We start from the raw sequence: 23622 nt of genomic DNA, 5'->3' as shown, positions 1-23622 counted from the left end.
TTAGGGTCTTGCAGTGCTGCGACGCAGCACGGTGGGAACGCCCTGGTCCGGGCGGGAGACGAGACTATAAAGAAGCGCGCTTCCATTGCCAATGAAGGCTTCCGCTTCGGTGAGGAAATAGTTGCTGCTGACGGTCAGGTCTTGCTGCTGGATTTCAGGTGTGCCCGCCGGCACCAGGCCACCTTCCTGAAAGGCGGCGGCGACACTCTCCAGTGGCTGGTTGGCGCGTACCTCGGCGAAATCCTCGATCCGGGCACGGAAATCCGCGTTATCGGACAGTGCACACAGCACTTCGGGTTGCGCCGTATTCAGATTGATGGCCGTAATCTGCGGCAGAGCGACAATGTGCGGACTCAGTGCGCGAAAGATGTCGTCATCCACACCGTTGATGAGCAGCAGCTCACTTGCCGTGGCAAAGAGCTGTCCACTGGTTCGATAGGGCGGGACCTTGCCCAGATAGAGCAGGTCCTCGCCGCCGCCGGGGAAGCGCTGTTCTTCGTCGACATCTACCCAATCAATGATCGCGTTGGCAATATCGCGGGCATTGAAATCGTCACCGGCGTCCACGCAGCGCATCAGCCGCGCGAATTGCTCGATATAGCGGGCGCGCTGCTCGTCGTTGTCGACCGCCAGATTGTTCAGATTGAAGCGACCTTGGGCATCTTCGATGCGCCCCTGCAGGGCGCCTCCCTCCACGGGTAAGGGCGGCACCTGGCGCGCCCAGACTTCGCCAAGATGGTCAACTTCGGTCTGTGCGCCCTCGCGTTCAAGGATCGTCACGGCCCAGGCTTCCATGCCTTGCGCATACCACCAGGCGCGCTCGCTATCCAGCAGCAACTGCGTGCGGGAAAGCGCTTGAAAGCCGGCAGAGGCCACTGCCACAGCGGCAATACTTGCGAGAGATACCACGAGCAGCGCGGTGATCAAGGCGACGCCACGCTGAGGCGATAGGCATTGACACTGTCTCACGGGCCCACCCGTACGCCGCCGCCGGGGCCATTCATGGGTCCGACCGTGGGTCCGCCGCTCCCGGGAGCCGCCGTGCCGCCCCCCTGTGTCGCCGCGCTTGGACCTGTGGGAAATACAAAACGCAGTTCCCCCCAAGCGTCGGTTTCCAGTCTGACTTCGATCGCCAACGGCGCTTCAGCGCTGGCCTGCAGATCCGGGCTCCGGCCCAATGCCTGGGGCCACTGCGCGTACCACTCGCGATCGCGTGCCAGATAGCGCACCGTCAACTGCGTGACACCATCGAGGACCACCAGTGTTTCGGGCTGGCTGTTGGGTGCCCGGTCGAGATGCAGGAAGTGACTGCGTACCAGCGCGTCATCCTGCAGATGCCAGCGGATGCGTTGCATGTTGCTGCGCGGGTGGCCGGCCGGATTGCGCCAGCCGCCGCTCACCAGGTAGACCCCTTCTTCCGGCTGGCCGCGTACCGCCGAGCGCGGGTCACCGAATTCATCTCGGATCGTGCGTGGCTGGATCTGAAGAAAATCCTGGCGTAAGCGCAGATAACCGCGCTGCAGCTGACGCACGCGCTCCAGATTCTCTTCGATGGCTACACGCGTGCGCAGCACATTGTTCAGGCCGCCATAGGCCATCACCGCCACGATGGAAAACACGGCAAGTACGACCACCAGCTCGAGCAGGGTAAAGCCGCTCTGGCGCGTCGCCCGACTCATCGCTGGCGCCCCGTATTGGCAATGAAGCCGGTGAGCGTGGCGAGCTCGCGCTCGTCATCCCGACGTCGCACGCTGATTTCCACCCGCCGCAGGGCCGGGTCCTGGGTCTCGTTGATGGTGGCCTGCCATTCCCACTCGTTGTCGGCGAATTCGGCCTCGCCGTCGCGCTCGCCGACATCGGGGAAGGCCGGGTCGAGCGTGATTTCGGCAAGTTCGTTGCGCGCCACCAGCATGGCGAGGGTGCGATCACGCAGATCGGAGGACAGATCGGCCTGGTGCGCAAATCCGGCGATGATGGCCCCCAATGCCATGGCCAGGATGAGCACCGCCGCCATCACCTCGATCAGCGTAAACCCGCGTTGTCTCTGCGGCGCCATGCTCAGTCTTCCCGATTGTCGGCCGGGCCACGCGCAATGCGACCCAGCGCATCGCCGCGCACGATGGCCTCGTCGAGGTTGGGATCGGAAGGCGCATCGATCTCGAGACGGAAAGGGGTCATGTCGCCGCTCGACAGGATGAGCACCGCGGGTTCGAGTTCGTCCGGGTCGGGCGGCGCGACCGGCTGGCCCTCGACGAAGAGCACGCCGCGGAAGGGCTCACTGAAGGGACGTACGCGCAATGGTCCGCTCTGGGTGAGGGGTTGCCAACCGCCGCTGCCATCGGGAATCAGGAAACCGTAGCGCTCTTCGTCGGTGAAGAAGCCAATTTCCTGTCGTTTGAACAAGGCTTCGTCCTGCGCCAATACGAAGAGCTGGGCAAGTCGGCTGGCCTCGTTGTCAAGCCGGTCCGAAAGCGTGCGGTTACCGATGGATAGCACCGCAAAGCTCGTCATCACACCGATGATGAGCAGGACAACCAGCAGCTCAAGCAGCGTGAATCCGAGCGCGCGTGGGCGCATGAGCACAGTTCGTGGCGGCGACGCTACTCGATGTTCCAGTTGCCGATATCGGCATTGATGCCTTCGCCGCCTTCGCGGCCGTCGGCACCGAAGCTGTACACGTCGTAGTCGCTTTGTTCGCCCGGATTGACGTACTGGTAGGGGTTGCCCCACGGGTCAGTCGGCAGCGAATTGATGTAGCCACCGGGTTTCCAGTTGCGTGCCGGCGGATCGCCGCTGGGTTCCGATACCAGGGCCTCGAGGCCCTGCTGTGAGCTCGGATACTGGTAGTTGTCCAGTCGATACAGCTCCAGGGCGCTCTGCAGGGCGCGCACGTCCTGGCGGGCCTTGGCAATGCGTGCGTCGTCGGGACGGTCCATGATGCGCGGTACCACCACGGCCGCAAGAATGCCGAGGATGACCACAACCACCATGATTTCGATCAGGGTAAAACCGCGGTTGCGCGCGGCAAACCGGCGAGAGGTCGGATGCTGCACCAAGAAGGCTCCGATATGAACGTTGCGGGTTGGACCCAGAGAATAGCAAAAGGTGCGCTTCGAACTGCTCCGGAATGGGGCATCCCCTTGGCGCTCGTGCTGTTGATGGGATTCCTGCAGTGGGTGGCGCCTCCTTCCTTTGACGACCTGGTCTATCACCGCCAAAAGATGATCGAGCAGGCACAGTGGTGGCGCATGTGGAGTGGGCACCTGGTGCACTGGACCCCCTACCATTTCGCGCTCAATGCCCTGGGTCTGCTTGTCTGGGTGTTGCTATGCCCACGGCGATGGACCCTCACGCAATGGATAGTCATCCTGGCCTGGCTGGGTGGGGGCGTCAGCTTGTGGCTGCTGCTGGTACAGCCCGACATGATTCGCTACGCCGGTTTTTCTGGGGTGCTGCACGGGCTCTTTCTCATGGGGCTCGTGCCGCAGGCCGCACGACGCGACCGGATTGCCCTTCTTTGCCTGTTGTATCTTGTTGTCAAGATCATTTGGGAGCAGGCGTTGGGCGTTCCCCTGTCCGACGCTGAGCGCATCGGTGCCGCAGTGGCAACAGATGCGCATCTGGCGGGAGTCTTGGCCGCGGTCATGCTTCTGCTTGGGGGGCACTACAAGCAACAAGGTCTAGCGGCGCGCCGCGTGTGACATGCTTTGCGGGCGCGATGCAATGAAGGAGGCAGTGTGACAACGGCGGTAGTTTTCCCGGGACAGGGATCGCAATCGGTGGGAATGCTCGATGGCTATGATCAGGGCATCGTGCAACGAACGCTGGAAGAGGCATCCCAGGCCTTGGGCTGGGATATGGCGGCACTGATCGCTAAGGGGCCGGAAACGCAGCTGAACCAGACCCAGTACACGCAGCCGGCCATCTTGACGGCGTCCATTGCTCTCTGGCGGCTGGCATGTGAGCAGACCGGGCTTGCCCCCTCGGTGCTGGCTGGGCACTCGCTGGGCGAGTACAGCGCGCTGGTCGCAAGCGGTGCCTTGGGTTTCGCCGATGCATTGCGGTTGGTCGAGGCGCGCGGCCGCTTCATGCAGATGCATGCGCCTGAAGGCTCGGGGATGGCGGCAGTGCTTGGCATGGATGACAGCGCCGTGGAGGCCCTGTGTGCACAACGCCCGGAAGGCGGGCTGTATCCAGTGAACTACAACGCGCCGGGCCAGGTGGTGGTGGCCGGCCGTGTGGATGCCCTGGATTGGCTGGAGGCGGAAGGGCCCAAAGCCGGGGCGCGCAAGATCGCCCGTCTTGCCATGTCGGTGCCCTCGCACTGTGTGCTGCTCGAGGCAGCCGCCGAAGCGCTGACGCCGGAACTGCAGTCCGTGACGCTAAGCGACCCGCACATTCCGGTGCTGCACAACGTCGATGCGGCGCCGCGCAGCGACAGTGCCAGCGTGCGCGAAGCCCTGCGCCGCCAGCTCTGCGAGCCAGTGCGCTGGACGCAGACCCAGTCCGCATTGCAAGCGCAGGGGGTCACGCTGCTCGTGGAGTGTGGTCCGGGTAAGGTACTCTGCGGTCTCGCAAAACGGGGCATGCGCGGGGTGCCGAGTGTGGCACTCGGCGGAGACAGTGGCCTCGAGGCACTGAGCGCAGCTTTGGGCGAGCAATAGGGGGATGGAAAAGGGCATGAGTCAACCACTGAGCGGAAAAACGGCGCTGGTGACAGGCGGAAGCCGCGGCATTGGTGCGGCCATCTGTGCGCGACTGGCCCAGGATGGCGCCTATGTTATCGGCACCAGTACCTCGCAGAAGGGCGCTGACGGCATCAGCGAAGCACTCGGGGAGCGCGGGGAGGGGCGCGTCCTGGACGTCTGCGATGGCGAAGCCGTCAAGGCGCTGGTCGCATCGCTTCCTGGCGTCGACATCCTGGTCAACAACGCCGGCATCACCCGTGATGGCCTGGCGATGCGCATGAAGGACGACGACTGGGACGCGGTCGTCGATACCAACCTCAAGGCCGCGTTCGTCTGCGCGCGCACGGTCCTGCGCGGCATGATGAAGGCGCGCAACGGACGCATTATCTCGGTCGGCTCGGTGGTGGGGGCGGCGGGCAACCCCGGCCAGGCCAACTACTGCGCTTCCAAAGCCGGGCTGGTGGGCATGAGCAAGTCTTTGGCGCGCGAGGTTGGCAATCGTGGCATTACGGTCAACGTGGTGGCCCCGGGCTTCATCGAAACCGACATGACGCAGGCACTGGAATCATCGCAACGCGAAGCGCTGCTCGAGCAGATTCCTGCAGCGCGCTTGGGTTCGGTGCAGGACATTGCCGCGGCAGTGGCCTTTCTGGCGGGCCCGGACGCCAGTTACATCAGTGGCGAAACCCTGCACGTGAATGGTGGCATGCACATGGCATAAGCCCGATGCTGCGGGCATTCGTGCGTATAGATACCGGTCGTCGCAATCTTCTACAATTCACCGCGGTTCGCTACCAGTACGGCGACCGAGGCGGGAGCTCGCGGTAGGCGGCTTCCAACGCGTACCGCATTGATAAATCCATTAGGAGTGGCTCATGAGCAACCTGGAAGAGAAGGTTAAAAAGATCATCGCTGAACAGCTCTCGGTCAGCGAAGACCAGATTACCCCCGACGCGTCCTTTGTAGAGGACCTGGGTGCGGATTCGCTCGACACCGTCGAGTTGGTGATGGCGCTGGAAGAGGAATTCGAGATCGACATTCCGGACGAGGAAGCGGAAAAGATCGTGACCTTCCAGGACGTGATCAACTACATCAAGAGCAACGCCAACCAGGCTTCTTGATGGCTTCTGGCCCCCGGCCGCCATTTCACCGCAGGTAGATCAGGCATGTCCAAGACGCGCGTCGTCATCACCGGCATGGGCATTGTTTCTCCGGTCGGCAACAGTGTCGACACGGCGTGGGAAGCAGTGCGCTCCGGCAAGAGCGGGATTCGGAACATCGACAAGTACGATGTCTCCGCCTACACGACGCAGTTTGCGGGTCTGGTTGCTGAAGACTTCAAGGCGGACGAATGGATGGCCCCGAAGGAGGTCCGCAAGACGGACCCCTTCATTCATTACGGTGTGGCCGCCGCCAAGCAGGCGGTCAAGGATGCCGGACTGGTCATCGACGACAGCAACCGCGACCGCGTGGGCGTCTGCGTCGGTTCAGGGATCGGCGGCATCGGCACCATCGAGAAGGAGTGCGCGGTGCTGCGGGAGAAGGGTCCGCGGCGTATGTCACCCTTCTTCGTGCCCAGCAGCATCATCAATATGGTGACCGGGCACATCTCCATTGATCTGGGCATCGTCGGCCCCAGCCTGGCCGCGGTATCGGCCTGTACCACAGGCGCGCACGCCATCGGTCTTGGTCTGCGCCTGATTCAGGCTGGCGATGCAGATGCTTTCATCGTCGGCGGTGCCGAATGCGGTTCCAGCCCGGCTGGGCTTGCCGGCTTCTGCCAGGCGCGGGCACTGTCGACCCGCAACGATGCGCCGACCGAGGCATCGCGGCCCTGGGACAAGGATCGGGACGGCTTCGTGCTCGGTGACGGTGCCGGCGTGCTGGTCATCGAACGGCTGGAAGATGCCCAGGCGCGTGGTGCAACGATCTACGCCGAGCTGTGTGGGCTTGGCATGTCCTCGGACGCGTACCACATCACGCTCCCACCCGAGACGGGCGAGGGCGCGCAGCGCGCGATGCAGAATGCGCTCAAGGATGCGGGCGTTGACCCCAGTGAGGTCGGATACATCAATGCCCATGGTACGTCGACGCACGCCGGCGACATCGCCGAAACCGCAGCAGTCCATGGTGCCTTCGGCAGTCACGCGTCCTCGGTTGCAGTCAGTTCCACCAAGTCGATGACAGGTCATCTACTGGGCGCGGCAGGCGGCATCGAAGCCATCTTCACCGCGCTGGCGCTGCACGATGGCGTCCTCCCCCCCACCATCAATTTCCACGAGGCGGGCGAAGGCTGCGATCTCGACTACGTGCCCAACAAGGCGCGTCAGCAGCAAGTCGAATACGCGTTGTCCAATTCCTTCGGTTTCGGCGGAACGAACGCGACCATCGTATTCAAGCGCTTTGCCTGAGCCGGAGACGGCGCTGGCGCGCCGTGTCGAGGGCAGCGTGCAGCGTCGCTTGTCGCGTATTCCCGATCTGCTCGCCTTGCATGCCGCGGACCCGGAGCGCTATTTCTGCCTGATGCGCAGCGGGGCCTATGCGCCCCGTACCGGGCGCTACGACATTCTGTTCGCGGAAGGGCAATGCATCGGCGCCTGCGACGCCCGACAGCCGCAGGCGGAAGCACTACTTGCCGCATTGGATGTACGGCGCCCCGCTACCGATGAGACGGATGGCCTTCCCTTTGTGGGGGGATATGTCTTTCATCTGGGCTATGAGGCAGTGGGGCAGTTCGAGCCTCGGCTTATCCTGCCACTGCGGCCGGAAGGCTTGCCCGACATCGTGGTCTGGAAGGTCGATCAGGCGATCATCATTGATCATGAGCGCCATGAGGCCTGGTGCGTGGCCCCGGACGAGGCATCGGTACGCGCGCTGGCGCTGGCAGCGGAGCGATCACTGCCCGCGGTCGAGCCAGGCGAGTGCGTCATCCGCCATCAGGAAGAGGAAGCTGCTGAGCGTTATCTCCGCAACGTCCGCGCGGTATTGGATTATCTGCATGGCGGCGATTGCTTCCAGGTCAACCTCTCGCGGGCGTGGTCAATCGAGCTGGACTCGGCCATGCCCGCGCCCATGCTCCATGAAGCCATGCATCGCCGGAATCCGGCCCCATTTTCTGCACTACTGAAGCACGGGGATGAGCATCTGGTGAGCGCTTCACCGGAACGGCTGCTGCGCGTGCGTAATGGGCGCGTGGATACACGACCCATTGCCGGCACGCGTCGCCGCGGTCGCGATGTCGGTGAAGATGCGGCCATGCGGGCGGAACTGGACAGCAGTCTCAAGGAGCGTGCCGAGCACGTCATGCTGATCGATCTGGAGCGCAACGATCTGGGGCGCATCTGTGTGCCAGGGTCGGTGCAGGTCGAAGAGATGCTGACGCAGGAGCAGTACGCCAGCGTGCATCATCTGGTCTCCAACATCGTTGGCGATCTGGATGCCCGTCATTCCTACTCCGACGTGCTGCGGGCCGGCTTTCCCGGCGGCACGATCACGGGGTGCCCGAAATTCCGCGTCATGGAAATCATCGCGGAGCTGGAGGGGGAGGGGCGGGGGAGCTATACCGGTTCACTGGGCTACGTCTCACGCAACGGCCGCATGGACAGCAATATCCTGATTCGCACCCTGCGCGTGCGTGACCGGGAGATTCGCTTCCGCGCCGGAGCCGGCATCGTCGCGGACTCAGACCCTGAGGCCGAGCTCGCAGAAACCCGTGCCAAGGCGCAGGGGTTGCTGCGCGCATTGGGCGCATGAGCCTGATCGGTTGCTGGTGGAATGGCGTCGCTGCCAACGCGGTGCCTGCACAGACGCGAGGGCTGCACTACGGCGACGGTGTCTTTCGCACCATGCTCTGGTGGGACCGACAGATCGATGCACGTGAACGCCAGCTGCAACGCCTGCATCAGGACGCGCGGGCGCTCGCCATCGACATTGGGGTGGATCAGTTACAGCAGGCGCTGGATGGACTGCAGAGCGTGGAGCTCCCGCGCACTGCCATCGTCAAGATGATCGTCCTGCGCGGAGGCGAGGCACGCGGCTATGCCCCGGACGCGACCGCCAAACCCCAGTTAGGTGTCTTCGTCCATACACTGCCCCGATATCCGGCTGCCTATTGGACCGCTGGCATCGATGTGGTGGGACTCGATGCCCAACTCAGCGTGCACCCGCGCCTTGCCGGCATCAAGCATTGCAACCGATTGGAGCAAGTGCTGGCAGCCACGGAATTGCAACGGAGCGAGGCCGTCGAGGGATTGTGCCGGGGGCCTTCGCAAGGCTTTCAATGCGGCGTGCGAAGCAACGTGTTCTGGCGTCAAGGGCATGAACTGCTGACGCCGGCAGTGGTCGATTGCGGTGTGCGCGGCGTCACGCGGGACCGGATCATCGAGCTGGCGCAGGCGTATGGGACCAGGGTGCGAGAAGTGGAGGCCCCTGGTGTCGAAATCCTGCTGCGCGCCGATGGCCTGTTTGTGTGCAACAGCGTCTTTGGTGTCTGGCCCGTGAAGCGCCTCAACGGTCAGCCGACTGCCGGAGCATCCGGCCTGCCCAGCTGGATGCAGACCCTCACGCACCCTGGTGTGCAATTGGCGGAAGTTTCATGAAGCGATGGATCGCAATTCTGATGCTCTTGGTCGTGGCGGCCACGGGGGCGGTGGCAGCGGATGCCTGGCGGGCACTTCAGACCAGGATCACCCCCTCCGAGCTCCCCACGACCTTCGTTCTGGAAGAGGGCAGCAGCTGGTCGGCATTGGTCCGAGACCTGCAAAGACGGCAGTGGCTGCAGGCGCCGCGTGATGCAGTCTATCTGCGGTTGTTCGGCCGGCTGAATGAGCAGACGCGTCGGATCCACGCTGGCGAGTACCGCCTTGTTCAGCCTGTGACGGCCGATGAGTTGCTCGCTATGCTGGTGGCGGGCGACGTGGTGCAGCACAGCGTCACCTTCATCGAAGGCTGGACGCTGGACGAGGCTCTGAACGCCCTACGTGCCGAAGAACGTCTCAGGCACACCCTTCCGGAGAAGCGCGAGCAGGCCATTGAGCAGCTTCGTAACACGCTGGGCATCGAGGCGAGCAATCCGGAAGGCTGGTTTCTGCCCGAGACCTATCACTACACACGCGGCAGCACGGACGTCCAGATTCTGGAACGCGCGCATCGCGCCATGAAAGCGGCTCTAGAGGCGGCCTGGGCGGAACGGGTCGATGACCTCCCACTGGATACGCCCTATGCCTTGTTGACGATGGCGTCGATCATCGAGAAGGAAACGGGAGCCCCAGAGGAGCGGGGGCGGGTCGCCGGCGTGTTCACACGCCGTCTGCAACGGGGCATGCGCTTGCAGACCGATCCCACCGTTCTCTACGGGCGCGATCCGGAACGTAGCGGGCGTCTGCGTCGCATCGACCTCGTCACGGATACCCCCTACAACACCTACACCCGAGGCGGATTGCCGCCAACGCCCATCTGCCTGCCGGGGCGAGCGTCACTGCAGGCCGTGGCGAATCCGGCCGACGGCACGGCCTTGTATTTTGTATCGCGCAATGATGGCACGCACGTCTTCTCGGATACCTTGGCCGAGCATAATCGGGCGGTGAATCGTTATCAGCGGGGAGGGGGGCAGTGAATCGAGGGCGCTTCATTGTGCTCGAGGGCGGCGAGGGCGCCGGCAAAAGCACTCAGGTCGAGACGGTTGCCGAATGGTTGAGATCGCAGGGGCGTGACGTGCTGTGCACGCGCGAGCCCGGCGGCACGCCATTGGCTGAGCGCATACGTGGCCTGCTGATTGACCGTGAAAATGTGGAGATGACGCCCGAATGCGAAACGCTGCTGGTTTTTGCGGCGCGCAGCCAGCATCTTCAAAAGCACATCGCGCCGGCGCTGGCGGCTGGCCAGGATGTGGTCAGCGACCGCTTCGTCGATGCCAGCTACGCCTATCAGGGCGGCGGTCGCGGTATTGGAATGGACCATCTCGACCATCTTGCCTCCTGGATCTGTGATCGCATCCAGCCGGACCTCGTGCTGCTGCTGGATCTGGAGCCCACCGTGGGCCGCGCACGCGCTGCGCGAAGAGGGGCTGCCGACCGCTTCGAACAGGAGGCACTGCGTTTTGCCGAGAAGGTACGCGAGGTCTATCTTGAGCGCGCCCATCAGCATCCGGAACGCTACGCCATCATTGACGCCGGGCAGAACCAGGAGGATGTGCGCAGTGCCGTCCAGGCAACGCTGGAGGCACGCCTGAAGTGAGTCAGGACGCAGCAGCGATCGCTACGGCAGTCTTGCCCTGGCAACAAGCCGCACTGCAGGAACTGCAGCGCCTCGAGCGGGCCGCGCGGCTCCCGCAGACGATGGTCCTGCAGGCTGCGCGTGGCACCGGGCTGGAGTATTTCGCGCAGGCGCTGACGGGATGGCTGCTTTGCCAACAGCGCACGGATACCCCCTGCGGCCAATGCAGCGGTTGCCGGCAATGGCGGGCGGGGAACCATCCGGATGCACTGCGCATCCTGCCCGAAGGCGCGGCCCAGGAGATCACCGTGGATCAGGTTCGTGCGGTGACCGAACTGCTCTCGCTGTCGCGCCACCATCAGGGCTATCGCGTGGTACAGCTCTATCCTGCAGAGCGCCTCAACCGCAATGCAGCCAATGCACTGCTGAAGACACTGGAGGAGCCAGGGGAGGGGACCGTCTTTCTGCTGCTGAGCGAGCAGCCGCGCAATCTGTTACCCACGATCCGTAGCCGGGCCCAGGTCATAACCGTGCCACGGCCTAGCGAGGCGCAGGCCCGTGAGTGGCTCATGACACAGGGAATCTCTGACGCGGATAGCCGGCTCGCGATCTATCCAGGCCAGCCATTGCGGGCGCTCGAGGATGAAGATCGGGAAATTGCGACCGAATTTGAAGCAGAACTCCAACAGCTGGAGGCTGCTCCATCGGAGCTGACTAATGTGGCACGTCGCATCGCGTCCACGCGCGACGATGCCACCCGCTTTCTGGAATGGCTTGCGACGCATGCCTGGAGCGATGCCGCCTCGCACCTGGAAGCGGGGCCGTCCGTCGGAACGACGTGCGCTGTGGAGACGTACCAGCTAACGTTGCAGGCTCGAGGCGCGCTTCGCGCCAATACACCGCCGCAACTCGCGGTGGAAGCCCTCTTAGTGTCGTGGCTCGCCCTCCGGGCACAGTCGCGCAAGCGCCCTAACGGAGACATGCATGGCGGAAGCCGATGACGCCCCCAAACAGCAGCCGGGTCTGTTGACGCTGAATCTCCCGGATCGCAACGCGCTCTATGCCGCCTACATGCCTTTTGTCCGCAATGGAGGGCTCTTCGTGCCCACTACGGCCGAGCTCGGATTGGGAGACGAAGTACTGCTGCTTCTGACCTATGAGCAGGAACGCTACTCAATCAATGGCAAGGTCGTATGGGTCAATCCACGCGGCGCTCAGGGGCGACGCCGCCAGGGTGTGGGCGTGCAGTTCAATCAGGATTCTGCCGAAGTGCAGAAGCATTTCGAAGCGCTGCTCGCGGGCATGCTGACGTCGGATCGGCCAACCGAGACCATGTAGAGTCCCCCGACGCGATGACGCCGGCCGTAGAGCGGCCTTAGTCGGAGCCGTGACCGGACAGCAGCGCAGAGACGGTGCGCTCGTCAAGCTCCATGGAAATGTCGACCGCAAGTGATTCAAAACGGTCTGCCAGCGCATCTCCTTCTGTGGTCCGGGGTTGTTGGCACTCGCGCGCCAGTCGACGGCATTCGTCGGCGGAACGCCGAAGCCACGCGGCATCCTTTCCGTCAATCTGTTGCAGTTGCTCGTGCATGGCATCGAGGCGTCGCTGCAGGACACTGCGATGATCGGGGGTCATGTGTTCCGCGTTCATGTCGCCGCCCGTGATGCTTCCTGTGATGTCCACGCACGACGTGACGGTTGTTGTGATCTTGACCGGCCACTAACCGGGCCATAAGCCGCAGGTTATCCATCCTGTACGCTGACGCATTGATCTGGCGCAATGCCCGATTCATCGACCTTGAGTCGTTGCGGCGTGCGCTGACACTGCTTGTCGACCCAGTGAGCGGCTTGGTCAATGGTGATCGCTCGATGGGAAGAAAACTGCTGATATCCCGTTGCGTTTCCCTTGGTGACGCTCATGCGTCGTGTCACTCTTGCTGTTGTTTCTGCGGCGCTGGCAGTGCTGGCCTTGATGTCCATCGTTGCGATGACACTCGAGAAGTATCTATAGGGAAGCGCAGCAAGATGACGTGGAATAGAAAGACGCCGGTACCTCCGGCTGCACGGCTCACACTCACTGTCACTCCATACTGCGCATACTGCCTAAGTTCTGTACAGATATGCGCATAATATATATTATGTAAAGTACAATATGGCCCGCGGCGAAGCAGCAGCAACGAGGGTCTAGCGCTTGCTCTCCCCGTTCAGGATGGCGGCAATACGCGCCCGCTTGTTGGCGTTATCACCATCCAGCCCATCGGGCCATTGCGGAGCCATGTTTTCGAGTGCTTGCAGCACCGCTTCGGCGGCCAGCAAACGTGTTGTACGTTTGTCGTCGCCCGGCAGCACATACCAGGGCGAGCGCGCGGTCGCTGTGCCCTGTATGCAGGCGGCATAGGCTTCGGCAAGATCATTCCAGCGCCGGACGTCATTGCAATCGGCCTCGGAGAGCTTCCAGCGTTTGTGCTCGGTATGCAGTCGGTCCAGCAGTCGCTGGCGTTGCACCTGTTCCGAGACATGCGGCATGAGTTTGACGACGTAGATGCCGTTATCCAGCAAATAGTGCTCGAAGGCCTGGATGGTCTCGTAGACCTGCTGCCAGAAGGCGGTGCGCTTGGCATTGCCGGCTTCAATACCGCGGGCTTCCAGCCACTCCGGGTGAATGCGTGCACTCAGCGCAAACTCGTAGTAACTGCGATTAAAGACCGCAATCTCTCCATACTCCGGCAGGTACTGGTGATAACGGCGCATGAAATCCTGGCGCAGTTCCTTTGACGTGGGTGGGCCAAATGACCACACGTGCAGCCCCGCGGGGTCGACACCGCCCATGACGCGGCGGATCAGCCCATTCTTGCCCGCTGCATCCATGCCCTGCACGACCACCAGGAGCCCGCGCTGGCCGTCGGCGAAGAGCTTGCGCTGCCACTGACGGATGGAGCGGCGGTAGGCCTCCATGCGCTGGCGGTAATCACTGAGGTCGCGGTAGTTCGCCGTGACTGCGGTGGCAAAGCGACGAAGATCGAAATCCTCGCCGTTATCCACCCGGTAATGCGCGACCGGGACGCGTTCGGCTTCTAGGGGCGCCTTCATCGTGTACCGCGGCACCGTGCTGCTGTCGTCTGCATGCGCATTGCCCTTCATCTCCTTGTCATGTCAGCACTTTGGTCGCAGCATGGCGCCATGATCGCGTAGGCGCAATCGGCATGGAATCCCTCAACGACATTGGGCATCTCGGCATGGCGCTGGCGCTGGGTCTGGTGGTGGGATTCGAGCGCGGCTGGCATGCCAGAGCGCGTGCTGAGGGAGAACGCATCGCCGGCGTGCGTACCTTTGGTTTGATCGGGCTGCTCGGTGGGCTCAGCGTGCTGCTTGGACAGGCCACCAGCATGGCCGTCGTCCCAGTTGCCCTCGCCGGCCTTGCAGCCATGCTGCTGATTGCCTATGGCTTGCGCAGTCTGCGCGAGGACGATGCCGGCATCACGACCCTGACCGCGGCCGTCGTCACCTTCATCATCGGCGCATTGTGCGTTTCGGGGCGCTTGGAGATTGCCGCTGCCAGTGCAGTGGTCATGGGGCTGGTACTGAGCGCCAAGCCCGCCATGCACGGCTTGATCCATCACGTCAGCGAAGCTGAATTGCGCGCCGTGTTCCAGCTGCTGCTGATTTCGATTGTGGCCCTGCCACTGATTCCGAATCAGGGTTATGGGCCGGGCAATGTGCTCAACCCCTATGAGATATGGTGGATGGTCGTGCTCATCGCGATGCTGTCGTCGGCAGGCTATTTCGCGATGCGCATCGTCGGACCGCAGCGAGGATTGCTGGTAACCGGTGCGCTGGGCGGGCTGGCTTCCTCTACGGCACTGACGCTCAGCTATGCGCGCATGTTTCGTCAGGCGCGCGAACTGCACATTCCGCTGAGTGTGGGCATTCTGCTGGCCTGCGCCATGATGTTTCCTCGGGTCTGGCTAGAGGCCTTCGTACTTCAACCCCATTTCGCCTGGAGCTTGATCCCTCCCCTGCTGGTGATGGCCACAATCGCCAGCGCGGGGCTGCTGGTGACGCGCAGCGATCATGCCGCGCCCGTGGACAAGGCTTCCATTGCGATATCCAACCCTTTTGAGTTGCGTACGGCGCTGCAGTTCGGCGCCCTGCTTGTGGCCGTCACGCTTCTCAGCCACTGGGGCCAGGTCTATCTGGGGGATGAAGGCATTTATCTGGTGGCCGTGGTTGCCTCCATCAGCGATGTAGATGCGATTACCCTGACGGTGGCGCGATCGGTGGGCGATACCTTCACTCCAGAGGTTGCGCAGCGGGCCATTGTGCTGTCGGCAGCGGTCAATAGTGTGACCAAGGGCATCCTCGCCGCTGTGCTGGGCGGTGCCGCCATGTGGCGCACCGTGGCCCTGCCTCTCTTTGTGGCCGCCGTCGCCGGTGTTGCAACCGCTTGGTTGGTATAAGCTGCAGGCAAGGGTCGGTCGCGTTCGCCAGGGGCGCGTTGCCTATCACAGGCATGCCTCTGCAACCATGACGTAAGGAATTGACCGGCCTACTGTAGGGGTGTATAACGCGGCGCTCGGTTTCGGAGGCGCCCCAAGCCTCCCGCCATGGATTGCATTGAAGAATGACGAAGACGGTAGCGAAGAAGAGCGCAACGAAGCGTAGTTCCGCGAAGGCGAAAGACGCCGCGACCACGGATGTCTCCAAACTCACGGAAGACGATATTCGGGCGATGTCCGAAGACGACTACATGAACCCGGTGCAGCTCGAGTTCTTCCGTCAGCGTCTCCTCAAGATCCGGGAAGAAGTCCTCGCCCGCGAGATGGACGTGAAGGCACGTCTCAACGCGCGCGAAACCTTCGCTGACCCGGCTGATCGTGCCAGCGCAGAGGAAGAGCACTGGCTCGACCTGCGTCTGCGCGAGCGTGAATCCTTGCTGCTGCGCAAGGTGGACGAAGCCCTGCGCCGCATCGTCGATCACGAATACGGCTACTGCGAAGAGACTGGCGAACCGATTGGCATCCCCCGCTTGTTGGCGCGTCCGACAGCCACGGTCTGCGTGGACGTCAAGGGTCACAACGAGCACATCGAAGCCCAGTATCGCGATCGCTGACCGCGTTTTCGCAGCGCAAAGCGCCAATGCGTAGCGGCGCTTAAAATACGCGCCTCCCGTGGGTCGTTAGCTCAGCCGGTAGAGCAGCGGACTTTTAATCCGTAGGTCGTTGGTTCGAATCCAACACGACCCACCACTCATCAGAACCTCGCTGATGACAGCCACGCACAGTACGAATAGCTGACCCCTTTCGCTTCGGCTGGTGGTCGCTCCTTACGGATGCGCTTATCCCTCCTCTGCCAACAAGTACCGCAGCCCGCCGCGCTTGATGTAGAGCGTGCAGCCCTGGTCGCTGGCAGCAGTCAATGTGGAGCCCGCGGGCAAGCGCATCCAGGCGTTGGTATTCAGTTCGCCGTCTTGGGTTTGCAGTGCGCCTTCGATCACGAAGAATTCAGCGCCTAGGGGGTAGGCGCGTCCTGCCACCTCCGTGCCGGGTGCCCAGCGCTCCAGCCAGCTTTCGTCGCTGAAGCCTTCCTGCCGGTAGAGGCATTTGTGCTCGACGCCGTCGTCCTCACCGGGCTGCCATGGGAGGTCCTCGATCTGACAGGCCACGTATTGACGTTGGATGCCGGGATACTGCCGTAGCTTGACGAAGAGCAGGCAGCCGCGTTTCGAGAAGGGCGTGTGGCGAAAGCCCTCGGGATGCAGCAGATAGCTGCCCGCGGGCCAGTCGCCGTGCTCATCGGAGAAGACGCCGTCCAGCACCAGAATCTCTTCGCCGTCGGGATGATCGTGCATGGGAAAGGAGGCGTGCGGCTCGTAGCGGACAACCGAGGTCACCTGCCCCGCTTCTTCCGGTCCAGCCCGGTGGACGCGTTTGCGCCATACCGTGCCGCTGGGGCTGGGTGACCAGTCCATGGCCAGCGTCTCCACGCGCAACGGCCGGTCGAGTTCTGCATTGAGGTTCTGGGGCATCGCCGTGTGGCCTAGTATTCCTGCAATGGGGCAGCGTAGTGAGTCAGGCAAGGCTTTCGCAACGTCAGTGGGGCGCCAGTTGAATGTGTACGACGGTTGCCGCACCCTTCGCCTCCTCTCTTTTCAGAGCCTGCGCAGTCATGTCCCGCTCTCTCGCCGACCTCCCCGGCCCCCGCGCCCTCCCCCTTGTGGGCAATGCGCTGGAAATCCGGCCTGACAACCTGCACCGCGTCATCGAGGAGTGGTCCCACCGCTATGGTTCGCTCTGCCGGGTTCGCCTGGGCCCGCGTGACGGCATCCTGGTCTCCAACCCGGAGCAGATCAACGCCATCATGCGCGATCGCCCGGAACGCTTCCGCCGCCTGACCGCCCTTGAGGGCATCGCACACGAGCTCGGCATCAACGGACTGTTCTCGGCAGAGGGCGAAGCCTGGCGCCGGCAGCGTCGTGCCTGGATGAAGGCCTTGAATGCGCATCAGGTGCGGCCCTTCTTCGACACGCTGACCGAGACCACGAAGCGGCTGTACGCCCGTTGGGAACGGGCCGCGCATCGTTGCGAGGCCGTGGATGTGCAAGATGATCTGATGCGCTACACCGTGGATGTCACCACGCGCTTCGCCTTCGGTGTGGAGAGCAATACGCTGGAAACAGAGGGGGATCGCATTCAGGGTTATCTGGCTCAGATTTTCCAGGCGATCAATGATCGACTGGCAGCGCCAGTGCCCTACTGGCGCTACTTCAAGTTGCCCAAGGACCGGGCACTCGATCATGCGATGCAGGTGGTCAAGGACTACGTCAACGGCATCATTGGCGAAGCCCGCCAACGGCTTGCCGACGATCCAGCCCGCCAGCAAGCACCACAGAATCTGCTGGAAGCACTGATCGTCGCACGCGATGATGATGGCTCGGCCTTCACCGACGAGGAAATCCTGGGCAATACGCTCACGGCGCTGCTCGCCGGCGAGGACACCACGGCGAATACCCTCGCCTGGATGATCCATCTGCTGTGTCGCAACCTCATGGCGCAGCGTCAATTGCAGGATCGGGTAGATGCCGTGCTCGGGGAGCGGATGCTGTGGTCCGAACTCCAGGATGGCGATGCGTTGGGATGCATCGATGCGGTGATGATCGAGACGCTGCGCCTCAAGCCTGTCGCCCCCCTGCTCTTCCTGTGCGCCAGTCAGGATGCTCAGATTGGTGATGTCTCCGTACCCGCGGGAACCGATGTGTTGTGCTCGCTGCGCGCCCCTACGATGCGGCGCAGTTTCTTCCGGACCGGTGGCTTGGCAAGCATAAGAAATTCGCCACCCAGCCGCCCATGCCCTTTGGTGGCGGCCCCCGTATGTGCCCCGGCAAGAACCTTGCAACGATGGAGATCCGCTCCGTTGCCAGCATGTTTGCGCGCAACTTCTGGATGGAAGAGGTCGGAGACGCAGACACCTCCGAGCGCATGGCCTTCACCTTGGTTCCTGACGGTTTACGGGTGCGACTGCACTCGCGACATGACGCGAAGATGCAGGCGACGGAGACCGCTACAGGACAGATGAGGTAAATCGCGACGGGTGGTTAAGACGCTGTTACACCGTGAGAGCATGCGTGAATGCTGCAGACCTTCACCGACTGCCTTGAGGGAGTCAGGGGAATAAGTTATAAGTCGGGTAAATAAAAGGCGCCGGACTGGCGCTCCACATTTCCTCTCCTCCCTCTCAGCCCCATTGCGGGGCTTCTTTTTGCGGAATCGCCACGGGTTTCTGGGGCGCGCCGGAAACAGGGCCTATTGGGATGAACGGTTTCCGAGTTGCAGCGCCACCGGCGCAAAGGCCATTCCCCATGCATCGAACGCGGGGAGCTGGAATTGGCACAATGACAGCCATCATTCTGGATCCCGACGTGCAGGCCCGAGTGCCTGCACCGTGGCAACCTCCTTGCTGAGGCGCCCCGGTTCACCTCCGAGACATGGCTATGCACCAATTCACAGCGATCAAGCATTTCGACGACACGCGCAGGGCCGCTGGCCAGCAGGCGCGGGTTGAAGACACTCGCGCAGCGGCTGAAGCCTTCCGCAAGGCTTTGCTGGCCGGGCCCAAGGTGCGCTACTTCCAGAGTTTCGATCTCGTTACGGTCCCCTACCCCACGCGCTACGGCTTGCGCAATGCCTTCTCGCGCGAGCGCTTCGTGGAGTTTCTGCATCTGCGCAATCGGATGTTCGTGGTGCAGTTCGACACGCCAGATGGCCTGAAGACCCTGCTCGTCTCGCCGTCGGATCATGAGCGCGGCATTGAAACTCCTTTCTTCCGGCGCATTGCAGACCGCACGCCGAATGCCGTGACGCAATGGATCGTCAAGCGTCACGCCACCGTGCCGGAGGTGCTGGAGCGTATCGGCCTGCAGCCGGAGGATGTCGACTACATCACCTACGACCATCTGCATACCCAGGATGTCAGGCGATGGCTGGGCAGCGACGAGGAAGACGCTTATTTCCCGAATGCCAAGCTGCTGGTGCACCGTCAGGAATGGGAATCGGCGCAGGACCTGAACCCCTATCAGGCGGACTGGTACTGCCCGAATGGCGTTGCGGGTGTGCCGGCATCCCGCGTGCACTGCTTCGAAGGCTCCATCCAGCTTGGTGACGGCGTGGCACTGGTGCACACCCCAGGCCATACCGAGGGCAACCATTCCATCGTGGTGCACACCGATGAGGGTCTCTGGGTCACCAGCGAGAACGGGGTCAGCGTGGATGCTTACGCGCCGCTGCTGTCCACCGCGGCCGGCGTCGCGGACTACGCTAAGACGATCGGTACCGAGGTCATCATCAACGGCAATACGCTGGAGAACGCGGTCGATCAATACATCTCGATGGTGCAGGAAAAAACCATCGCCGGGCCTTCGGCGCGCGATCCGCGCTTTCCGAATCTGTTCCCGTCCTCCGAGATGACGCCCTTCTGGGCCTTTCCCGGCACCAAGCCCGCTTTCTACGTCGGCGAAGCCTGCCACGGCCGTCTGCACCAGCCCAGCGTCTCGGCTGGGGGCGGTGGCGAGGCCGCGCCTCGGTCTACAGCACGCCCGGAATGACCGCCTTGCGCGCGGTCGGATAGTCCGGAAACTGCGCGCGGTACCAGGCGTGGTGACTCAGGGCGCGTGGCAGGAGATTGGCCACCGTCCATAACGCAAAGACGGCCCCGGCCAGTGACCAGGTCGCGACCGCCCAGCCGATCCAGATCAGAAACTCTCCGAGGTAATTCGGACAGGACACCCGCTCAAACAGCCAACCGCGCGGAATGCGATATCCCCCGTGGCCGGAACTACGCAGTGCGGCGAGCATGGCGTCGGCCTTGCGATTGATGACGTAGCCGGTCACGAAGATCAGCACGCCAACAACAAAGCGCGGATCCTGCAGCCAGTTGCCGTCGTAGTCGCCGATGCTGCTCCACGACAGCACCGAGGCATTGATGAAGGCAATCCCCACATTGGTGGTGAAAGCCAGCACCGGAATGAGCAGCGGGCTGCGATCGCCCGGCTTCAGTCGTCAACGGAATGGATAAATAAAGCTGCGCTGGAGATAGTGCGCCTGCCATAACGCGAGAAACACCAGCGGCGCCGCTTCAAGCGCGCGGTCGCCCAGGAAGAAGAATGCGGCAAAAGCCAGCGACGCCGGCATTTCCATCAGGACCCAGGCGGCGCGTGTGGGAACGCGCGGTCCCCACCACCAGGCACTCTGCCCCGTGTCATGGCGGCCATAGGCCGTCTTCGTTCCCCAGCGCAACGTGACAAAGACCGCGACGGAGGCGACGCCGAAGCCGATCAGGAGTAACTGATGCCAGTCGGCGGCCGTCATGGCATGGACCCGGCCACGTACAAGGGCTCAGCCTACCGGGCCATCGCGATAGGCCTTGCGATACTGCCCGGGCGACTGCCCCGTCCAGCGCCGCACCGCGCGCGTGAAGCTGGCGGTGTCGGTGTAGCCGAGGTGAATCGCGAGTTCGTCCAGCTTCATGTCGCTGCCTTCCAGCAGCTGCAATGCCAGTTGCCGGCGCTCTTCCTCGACCAGGGCGCGAAAGCTGGTTCCTTCCTGATCGAGCTTGCGACGCAGGCTGCGTGATGACATGGCCAGCGCGCTGGCAACATCCTCCAAGGATGCAACCAGGCCTGCGGCACCGAGCAATTGCTGCCGCACCTGCCCGGCGACCCCGCTCAACTGCCGGCGTTGCAACTGGGCCCGGCACTGGTCATCAAGCATGCGTACCAGATGCGGGTCGTACATGGGCAAGGGACGATCGGCATCTTCACGGCGTACCAAAAGCGCGTTGTGCGGGCAGTGAAACCGTGGCGCAAAGCCGCAGAGGCTTTCCATCCGCGCTGCGTATTCGGGCGGTGGCCCCTGAAATTCCAACGCCGCCACCCGAATGCCGGCAAGACCGAGTTCATTGAGCAGATTGAGGCCGGTCGCCATGTCGCGTTCCAGCAGCAGCGGGCGCAGATGGCGTGGGATCGGCTGTGGATCCATGCCAATGCCGAAGCGTTCGCCATCCTCGAAGGCCTCCACGCGGCAGTAGGCCGTACTCAGGGGCAGATAGCGCGTCGCAACAGCAATGGCATCACGCAGGGTGCGGCTGGTGCGCAGAGCGAAGCCCCAGATTCCGAAAGTGGCAATGCTGTACTGCAGACCGAGTTCGAAGCCGAGTGCCGGCACCTCTGGTAGCGCCAGCATGATGTTCTCGAGCAGCCGCATCTCCTGCCCACGCGTGATCAGGGCCTCGCCATCCTGCAATTCGGCTTCGGTGATACCCGTGCCCAGCAGGCAGGTTTCCTGGTCCACGCCGTGGCGCGCGGCGAAATTGATCATCACCTGGCCGATGACGACCGGGTGGAGAATCGCGTCCTGTTGCGACATTGCCCGATTGTAGTGCACACCCGCTTTGGCCCGAGTGGCCAAAGGTGCATGGCGAATGGCCGTTTCTGTCCTGTTCGACGCGCGAGTCGCCCCCTAGAGTGGCGATCATTCCAGAAAGGAGACACACCAATGACCGACGATCTTGCGACGCTCAACAAGCAGGCGATCACTGCTGCCCAGAAGCATATGGGTGCGGTGTGCTGGCCCACCGTGGGTCTTGTTGCAGGGGTGCTCGTCGGCGTGGTGGCCAATCTGGGATTGTTTGCCGCAGGCCTGCTGCCGGGCTGGATGGCCACTCTGATCCTCGCCGGGCTGACCTACTTCGCCTACACGCCGCTGCACGAGGCCGTGCACGGCAACATCAATGGTCGCAATGACCGACTGCAGTGGTTGAACGACCTCTGCGGCTATCTGGTAGCGCCCTTCATCATGGTGCCCTTCACCTCACACCGCGTGGAGCACTTCACCCATCACCGCTTCACCAACCAGCCCGACAAGGACCCGGATTACATGGTCAGCGGCATGGGTAAGGGGCCGGTTGCAGCGATTGCGACCACACTGAAGTTCTTCTGGGTGCAGAACACCTTCTTCGTGCGTGAGCACTGGTCGACCGCCTCGATCCGCGAACGTGCTGCTTACTGTGCGGAGGTTGCCGTGTCGGTGGGTTGGCGTCTTGCCTTCGTGCTGCTGGCGCCGCATACGCTGAGCGCACTGGCAGTGGTTGTCGTTGGCTATTTCCTGGGCGGATTCTTCACCGCCTATTGGTTCGCCTATCGGCCGCATATCCCGTATGAGGACCCGACGCGCTATCGCAATACTAATAGCCTGATCATGCCCACCTGGATGAAGCCGGTGGAATGGTTCTGGCTGGGCCAGAACCTGCACTCCATCCATCATCTTTTCCCGCGTGTGCCCTTCTATCGCTACCACGCGCTGCACCGGGAGATCGAACCGATCATGCGCGCACAGGGCACACCGATCGTGGGCATCTTCAGCCGCGATCCAGTGCCGCCTCGAACCGGTGTCGCGCTCGCGGAATAGTTGATCTAGGTCTATGTCGGCTCGGCCAGCGCGCGCTATCGTGCGTGTATGGCCGCAATCGACCATGCCTTCAGCGTAGAAGGTCTCACCAAGACGTACGGAGACGGCCCGTCCAAGGTTTATGCCTTGCGCGGGCTCGATCTGCGTTTGCCACGCGGCGAGCTGGTCGTGCTCCTGGGGCCATCGGGCTGCGGCAAGTCCACGTTGCTGAATATCCTCGGGGGGCTGGACGCACCGACTTCCGGTCGGGTGCTGTTTGGCGACGCGGAGCTGACGGCGCATTCCGACCGCGAACTGACCCGCTATCGTCGTGACCACGTGGGTTTCGTCTTCCAGTTCTACAACCTCATCCCCAGTCTGACGGCGCTGGAGAACGTCATGCTGGTGACGGACATCGCACCGAACCCGATGCCGGCAGAAGACGCGCTTGCCCTGGTTGGCCTGCAGGCGCGGATGCACCACTTCCCCGCGCAGTTGTCGGGCGGCGAACAGCAGCGGGTGGCCATCGCCCGCGCCATCGCCAAGCAGCCGACCGTGCTGCTCTGCGATGAACCTACCGGGGCGCTCGACAGCACCACCGGCATCGTCGTGCTGCAAGCGCTGTCGGATGCCAACCGACGGTTGAACACGACCACGCTCGTGATCACCCACAACGCGGGCATCGCCGAGATGGCGGATCGCGTGCTCTACATGGCGGATGGCCGCATCAGCGACACGCGGATCAATACGCATCCGCTGTCGGCATCGGATCTGAGCTGGTAGCC

The 23622-nt window shown here is 62.9% G+C and carries 28 protein-coding genes, 1 tRNA gene and 1 pseudogene; 18 read left to right on the top strand and 12 right to left on the bottom strand.

The features are described from left to right. Genes gspK through gspG form a run of 5 tightly spaced genes read right to left on the bottom strand, consistent with a single transcriptional unit; the run spans position 1 to position 3053 of the window. Entirely contained in the window at positions 1-969 is a 969-nt protein-coding gene (gspK, locus tag ACOOFO_RS10350) for a type II secretion system minor pseudopilin GspK (RefSeq protein WP_420426694.1), read from the bottom strand. Continuing rightward, a complete protein-coding gene (gene gspJ / locus ACOOFO_RS10345) occupies positions 966-1679 on the bottom strand; it encodes a type II secretion system minor pseudopilin GspJ (protein WP_420426693.1) in 714 nt (237 codons plus the stop codon). The genes gspK and gspJ overlap by 4 nt, the downstream gene beginning before the upstream one ends. Beyond that, entirely contained in the window at positions 1676-2056 is a 381-nt protein-coding gene (gene gspI, locus ACOOFO_RS10340; RefSeq protein ID WP_420426692.1) for a type II secretion system minor pseudopilin GspI, read from the bottom strand. Before gspI ends, gspJ begins: the two co-directional genes overlap by 4 nt. A gap of 2 nt (positions 2057-2058) precedes the next feature. After that, positions 2059-2577, bottom strand: coding sequence for a type II secretion system minor pseudopilin GspH (gene gspH / locus ACOOFO_RS10335; protein WP_420426691.1), 519 nt, complete (start codon positions 2575-2577; stop codon positions 2059-2061). 23 nt (positions 2578-2600) lie between these two features. After that, positions 2601-3053: a type II secretion system major pseudopilin GspG gene (gene gspG / locus ACOOFO_RS10330; protein ID WP_420426690.1), complete on the bottom strand. Its 453-nt coding sequence runs from the start codon at positions 3051-3053 to the stop codon at positions 2601-2603. Between the two features lie 96 nt (positions 3054-3149). On the opposite strand from gspG, the gene rrtA reads away from it, so the two are divergent. The 11 genes from rrtA to ACOOFO_RS10275 all read left to right on the top strand — a co-directional run bounded on the left by rrtA (position 3150) and on the right by ACOOFO_RS10275 (position 12239). After that, entirely contained in the window at positions 3150-3701 is a 552-nt protein-coding gene (gene rrtA, locus ACOOFO_RS10325; protein ID WP_420429730.1) for a rhombosortase, read from the top strand. Positions 3702-3737: 36 nt separating this feature from the next. Continuing rightward, entirely contained in the window at positions 3738-4664 is a 927-nt protein-coding gene (gene fabD / locus ACOOFO_RS10320; RefSeq protein WP_420426689.1) for an ACP S-malonyltransferase, read from the top strand. Positions 4665-4680: 16 nt separating this feature from the next. Continuing rightward, positions 4681-5409: a 3-oxoacyl-ACP reductase FabG gene (fabG, locus tag ACOOFO_RS10315; protein WP_420426688.1), complete on the top strand. Its 729-nt coding sequence runs from the start codon at positions 4681-4683 to the stop codon at positions 5407-5409. A 154-nt stretch (positions 5410-5563) separates the two neighbouring features. Then, positions 5564-5809, top strand: a complete 246-nt coding sequence (gene acpP / locus ACOOFO_RS10310) for an acyl carrier protein (RefSeq protein ID WP_043766693.1) — start codon at positions 5564-5566, stop codon at positions 5807-5809. A 45-nt stretch (positions 5810-5854) separates the two neighbouring features. After that, positions 5855-7099, top strand: a complete 1245-nt coding sequence (fabF, locus tag ACOOFO_RS10305; RefSeq protein ID WP_420426687.1) for a beta-ketoacyl-ACP synthase II — start codon at positions 5855-5857, stop codon at positions 7097-7099. Further along, a complete protein-coding gene (locus ACOOFO_RS10300; RefSeq protein WP_420426686.1) occupies positions 7092-8441 on the top strand; it encodes a chorismate-binding protein in 1350 nt (449 codons plus the stop codon). Before fabF ends, ACOOFO_RS10300 begins: the two co-directional genes overlap by 8 nt. Further along, positions 8438-9286, top strand: a complete 849-nt coding sequence (pabC, locus tag ACOOFO_RS10295; RefSeq protein WP_420426685.1) for an aminodeoxychorismate lyase — start codon at positions 8438-8440, stop codon at positions 9284-9286. The genes ACOOFO_RS10300 and pabC overlap by 4 nt, the downstream gene beginning before the upstream one ends. Further along, complete coding sequence (gene mltG, locus ACOOFO_RS10290) at positions 9283-10302, top strand: endolytic transglycosylase MltG (RefSeq protein ID WP_420426684.1); 1020 nt, start codon at positions 9283-9285, stop codon at positions 10300-10302. The genes pabC and mltG overlap by 4 nt, the downstream gene beginning before the upstream one ends. Next, positions 10299-10922 (top strand): dTMP kinase, encoded by a 624-nt coding sequence (gene tmk / locus ACOOFO_RS10285; RefSeq protein WP_420426683.1) that lies wholly within the window; start codon positions 10299-10301, stop codon positions 10920-10922. Before mltG ends, tmk begins: the two co-directional genes overlap by 4 nt. Then, positions 10919-11902, top strand: coding sequence for a DNA polymerase III subunit delta' (gene holB / locus ACOOFO_RS10280; RefSeq protein ID WP_420426682.1), 984 nt, complete (start codon positions 10919-10921; stop codon positions 11900-11902). The genes tmk and holB overlap by 4 nt, the downstream gene beginning before the upstream one ends. Next, positions 11886-12239, top strand: coding sequence for a PilZ domain-containing protein (locus tag ACOOFO_RS10275; RefSeq protein WP_420426681.1), 354 nt, complete (start codon positions 11886-11888; stop codon positions 12237-12239). The genes holB and ACOOFO_RS10275 overlap by 17 nt, the downstream gene beginning before the upstream one ends. 37 nt (positions 12240-12276) lie before the next feature. Here ACOOFO_RS10275 and ACOOFO_RS10270 read toward each other — a convergent pair whose 3' ends face one another. The 3 genes from ACOOFO_RS10270 to ACOOFO_RS10260 form a co-directional block, all read right to left on the bottom strand. Continuing rightward, positions 12277-12552, bottom strand: a complete 276-nt coding sequence (locus ACOOFO_RS10270; RefSeq protein WP_420426680.1) for a hypothetical protein — start codon at positions 12550-12552, stop codon at positions 12277-12279. Between the two features lie 92 nt (positions 12553-12644). Then, on the bottom strand, positions 12645-12881 hold the full coding sequence (locus ACOOFO_RS10265; RefSeq protein WP_420426679.1) for a hypothetical protein: 237 nt from the start codon (positions 12879-12881) through the stop codon (positions 12645-12647). A gap of 204 nt (positions 12882-13085) precedes the next feature. Beyond that, positions 13086-13991 carry a PPK2 family polyphosphate kinase gene (locus tag ACOOFO_RS10260; RefSeq protein ID WP_420426678.1) on the bottom strand — a complete coding sequence of 302 codons (906 nt, stop codon included), beginning with the start codon at positions 13989-13991 and terminating at the stop codon, positions 13086-13088. A 113-nt stretch (positions 13992-14104) separates the two neighbouring features. Between ACOOFO_RS10260 and ACOOFO_RS10255 the strand changes: the two genes are divergently transcribed. The 3 genes from ACOOFO_RS10255 (at position 14105) to ACOOFO_RS10245 (ending at position 16147) form a co-directional block, all read left to right on the top strand. Continuing rightward, positions 14105-15358 (top strand): MgtC/SapB family protein, encoded by a 1254-nt coding sequence (locus tag ACOOFO_RS10255; RefSeq protein ID WP_420426677.1) that lies wholly within the window; start codon positions 14105-14107, stop codon positions 15356-15358. 164 nt (positions 15359-15522) lie between these two features. Then, complete coding sequence (gene dksA, locus ACOOFO_RS10250) at positions 15523-16011, top strand: RNA polymerase-binding protein DksA (protein WP_420426676.1); 489 nt, start codon at positions 15523-15525, stop codon at positions 16009-16011. A gap of 60 nt (positions 16012-16071) precedes the next feature. Then, positions 16072-16147, top strand: a tRNA-Lys gene (locus ACOOFO_RS10245). An 89-nt stretch (positions 16148-16236) separates the two neighbouring features. Here the strand turns inward: ACOOFO_RS10245 and ACOOFO_RS10240 are convergent. Continuing rightward, positions 16237-16926 (bottom strand): cupin domain-containing protein, encoded by a 690-nt coding sequence (locus ACOOFO_RS10240; protein ID WP_420426675.1) that lies wholly within the window; start codon positions 16924-16926, stop codon positions 16237-16239. A gap of 83 nt (positions 16927-17009) precedes the next feature. Here ACOOFO_RS10240 and ACOOFO_RS10235 point away from each other — a divergent pair. Both ACOOFO_RS10235 and ACOOFO_RS10230 read left to right on the top strand, forming a co-directional pair. Continuing rightward, a pseudogene (locus ACOOFO_RS10235) lies at positions 17010-18478 on the top strand (cytochrome P450). Positions 18479-18888: 410 nt separating this feature from the next. After that, on the top strand, positions 18889-19998 hold the full coding sequence (locus ACOOFO_RS10230) for a hypothetical protein (RefSeq protein WP_420426674.1): 1110 nt from the start codon (positions 18889-18891) through the stop codon (positions 19996-19998). Here the strand turns inward: ACOOFO_RS10230 and ACOOFO_RS10225 are convergent. Genes ACOOFO_RS10225 through ACOOFO_RS10215 form a run of 3 tightly spaced genes read right to left on the bottom strand, consistent with a single transcriptional unit; the run spans position 19979 to position 21817 of the window. Further along, positions 19979-20413: a 3-oxo-5-alpha-steroid 4-dehydrogenase gene (locus tag ACOOFO_RS10225; RefSeq protein ID WP_420426673.1), complete on the bottom strand. Its 435-nt coding sequence runs from the start codon at positions 20411-20413 to the stop codon at positions 19979-19981. The two genes, ACOOFO_RS10230 and ACOOFO_RS10225, sit on opposite strands and share 20 nt — an antisense overlap. A 39-nt stretch (positions 20414-20452) precedes the next feature. Then, the gene (locus ACOOFO_RS10220) at positions 20453-20761 is read right to left on the bottom strand and encodes a hypothetical protein (protein ID WP_420426672.1); all 309 of its coding nucleotides are present in this window, start codon (positions 20759-20761) and stop codon (positions 20453-20455) included. A 27-nt stretch (positions 20762-20788) separates the two neighbouring features. After that, positions 20789-21817, bottom strand: coding sequence for an AraC family transcriptional regulator (locus tag ACOOFO_RS10215; RefSeq protein WP_420426671.1), 1029 nt, complete (start codon positions 21815-21817; stop codon positions 20789-20791). A gap of 129 nt (positions 21818-21946) precedes the next feature. Between ACOOFO_RS10215 and ACOOFO_RS10210 the strand changes: the two genes are divergently transcribed. Further along, on the top strand, positions 21947-22858 hold the full coding sequence (locus tag ACOOFO_RS10210; RefSeq protein WP_420426670.1) for a fatty acid desaturase family protein: 912 nt from the start codon (positions 21947-21949) through the stop codon (positions 22856-22858). Between the two features lie 48 nt (positions 22859-22906). Beyond that, positions 22907-23620, top strand: a complete 714-nt coding sequence (locus ACOOFO_RS10205) for an ABC transporter ATP-binding protein (RefSeq protein WP_420426669.1) — start codon at positions 22907-22909, stop codon at positions 23618-23620. Positions 23621-23622 lie beyond the last annotated feature (2 nt).

It is taken from the genome of Algiphilus sp., from assembly GCF_965216485.1.
Taxonomy (GTDB): domain Bacteria; phylum Pseudomonadota; class Gammaproteobacteria; order Nevskiales; family Nevskiaceae; genus Algiphilus.
This window is presented reverse-complemented; position numbering and strand designations above follow the sequence as displayed.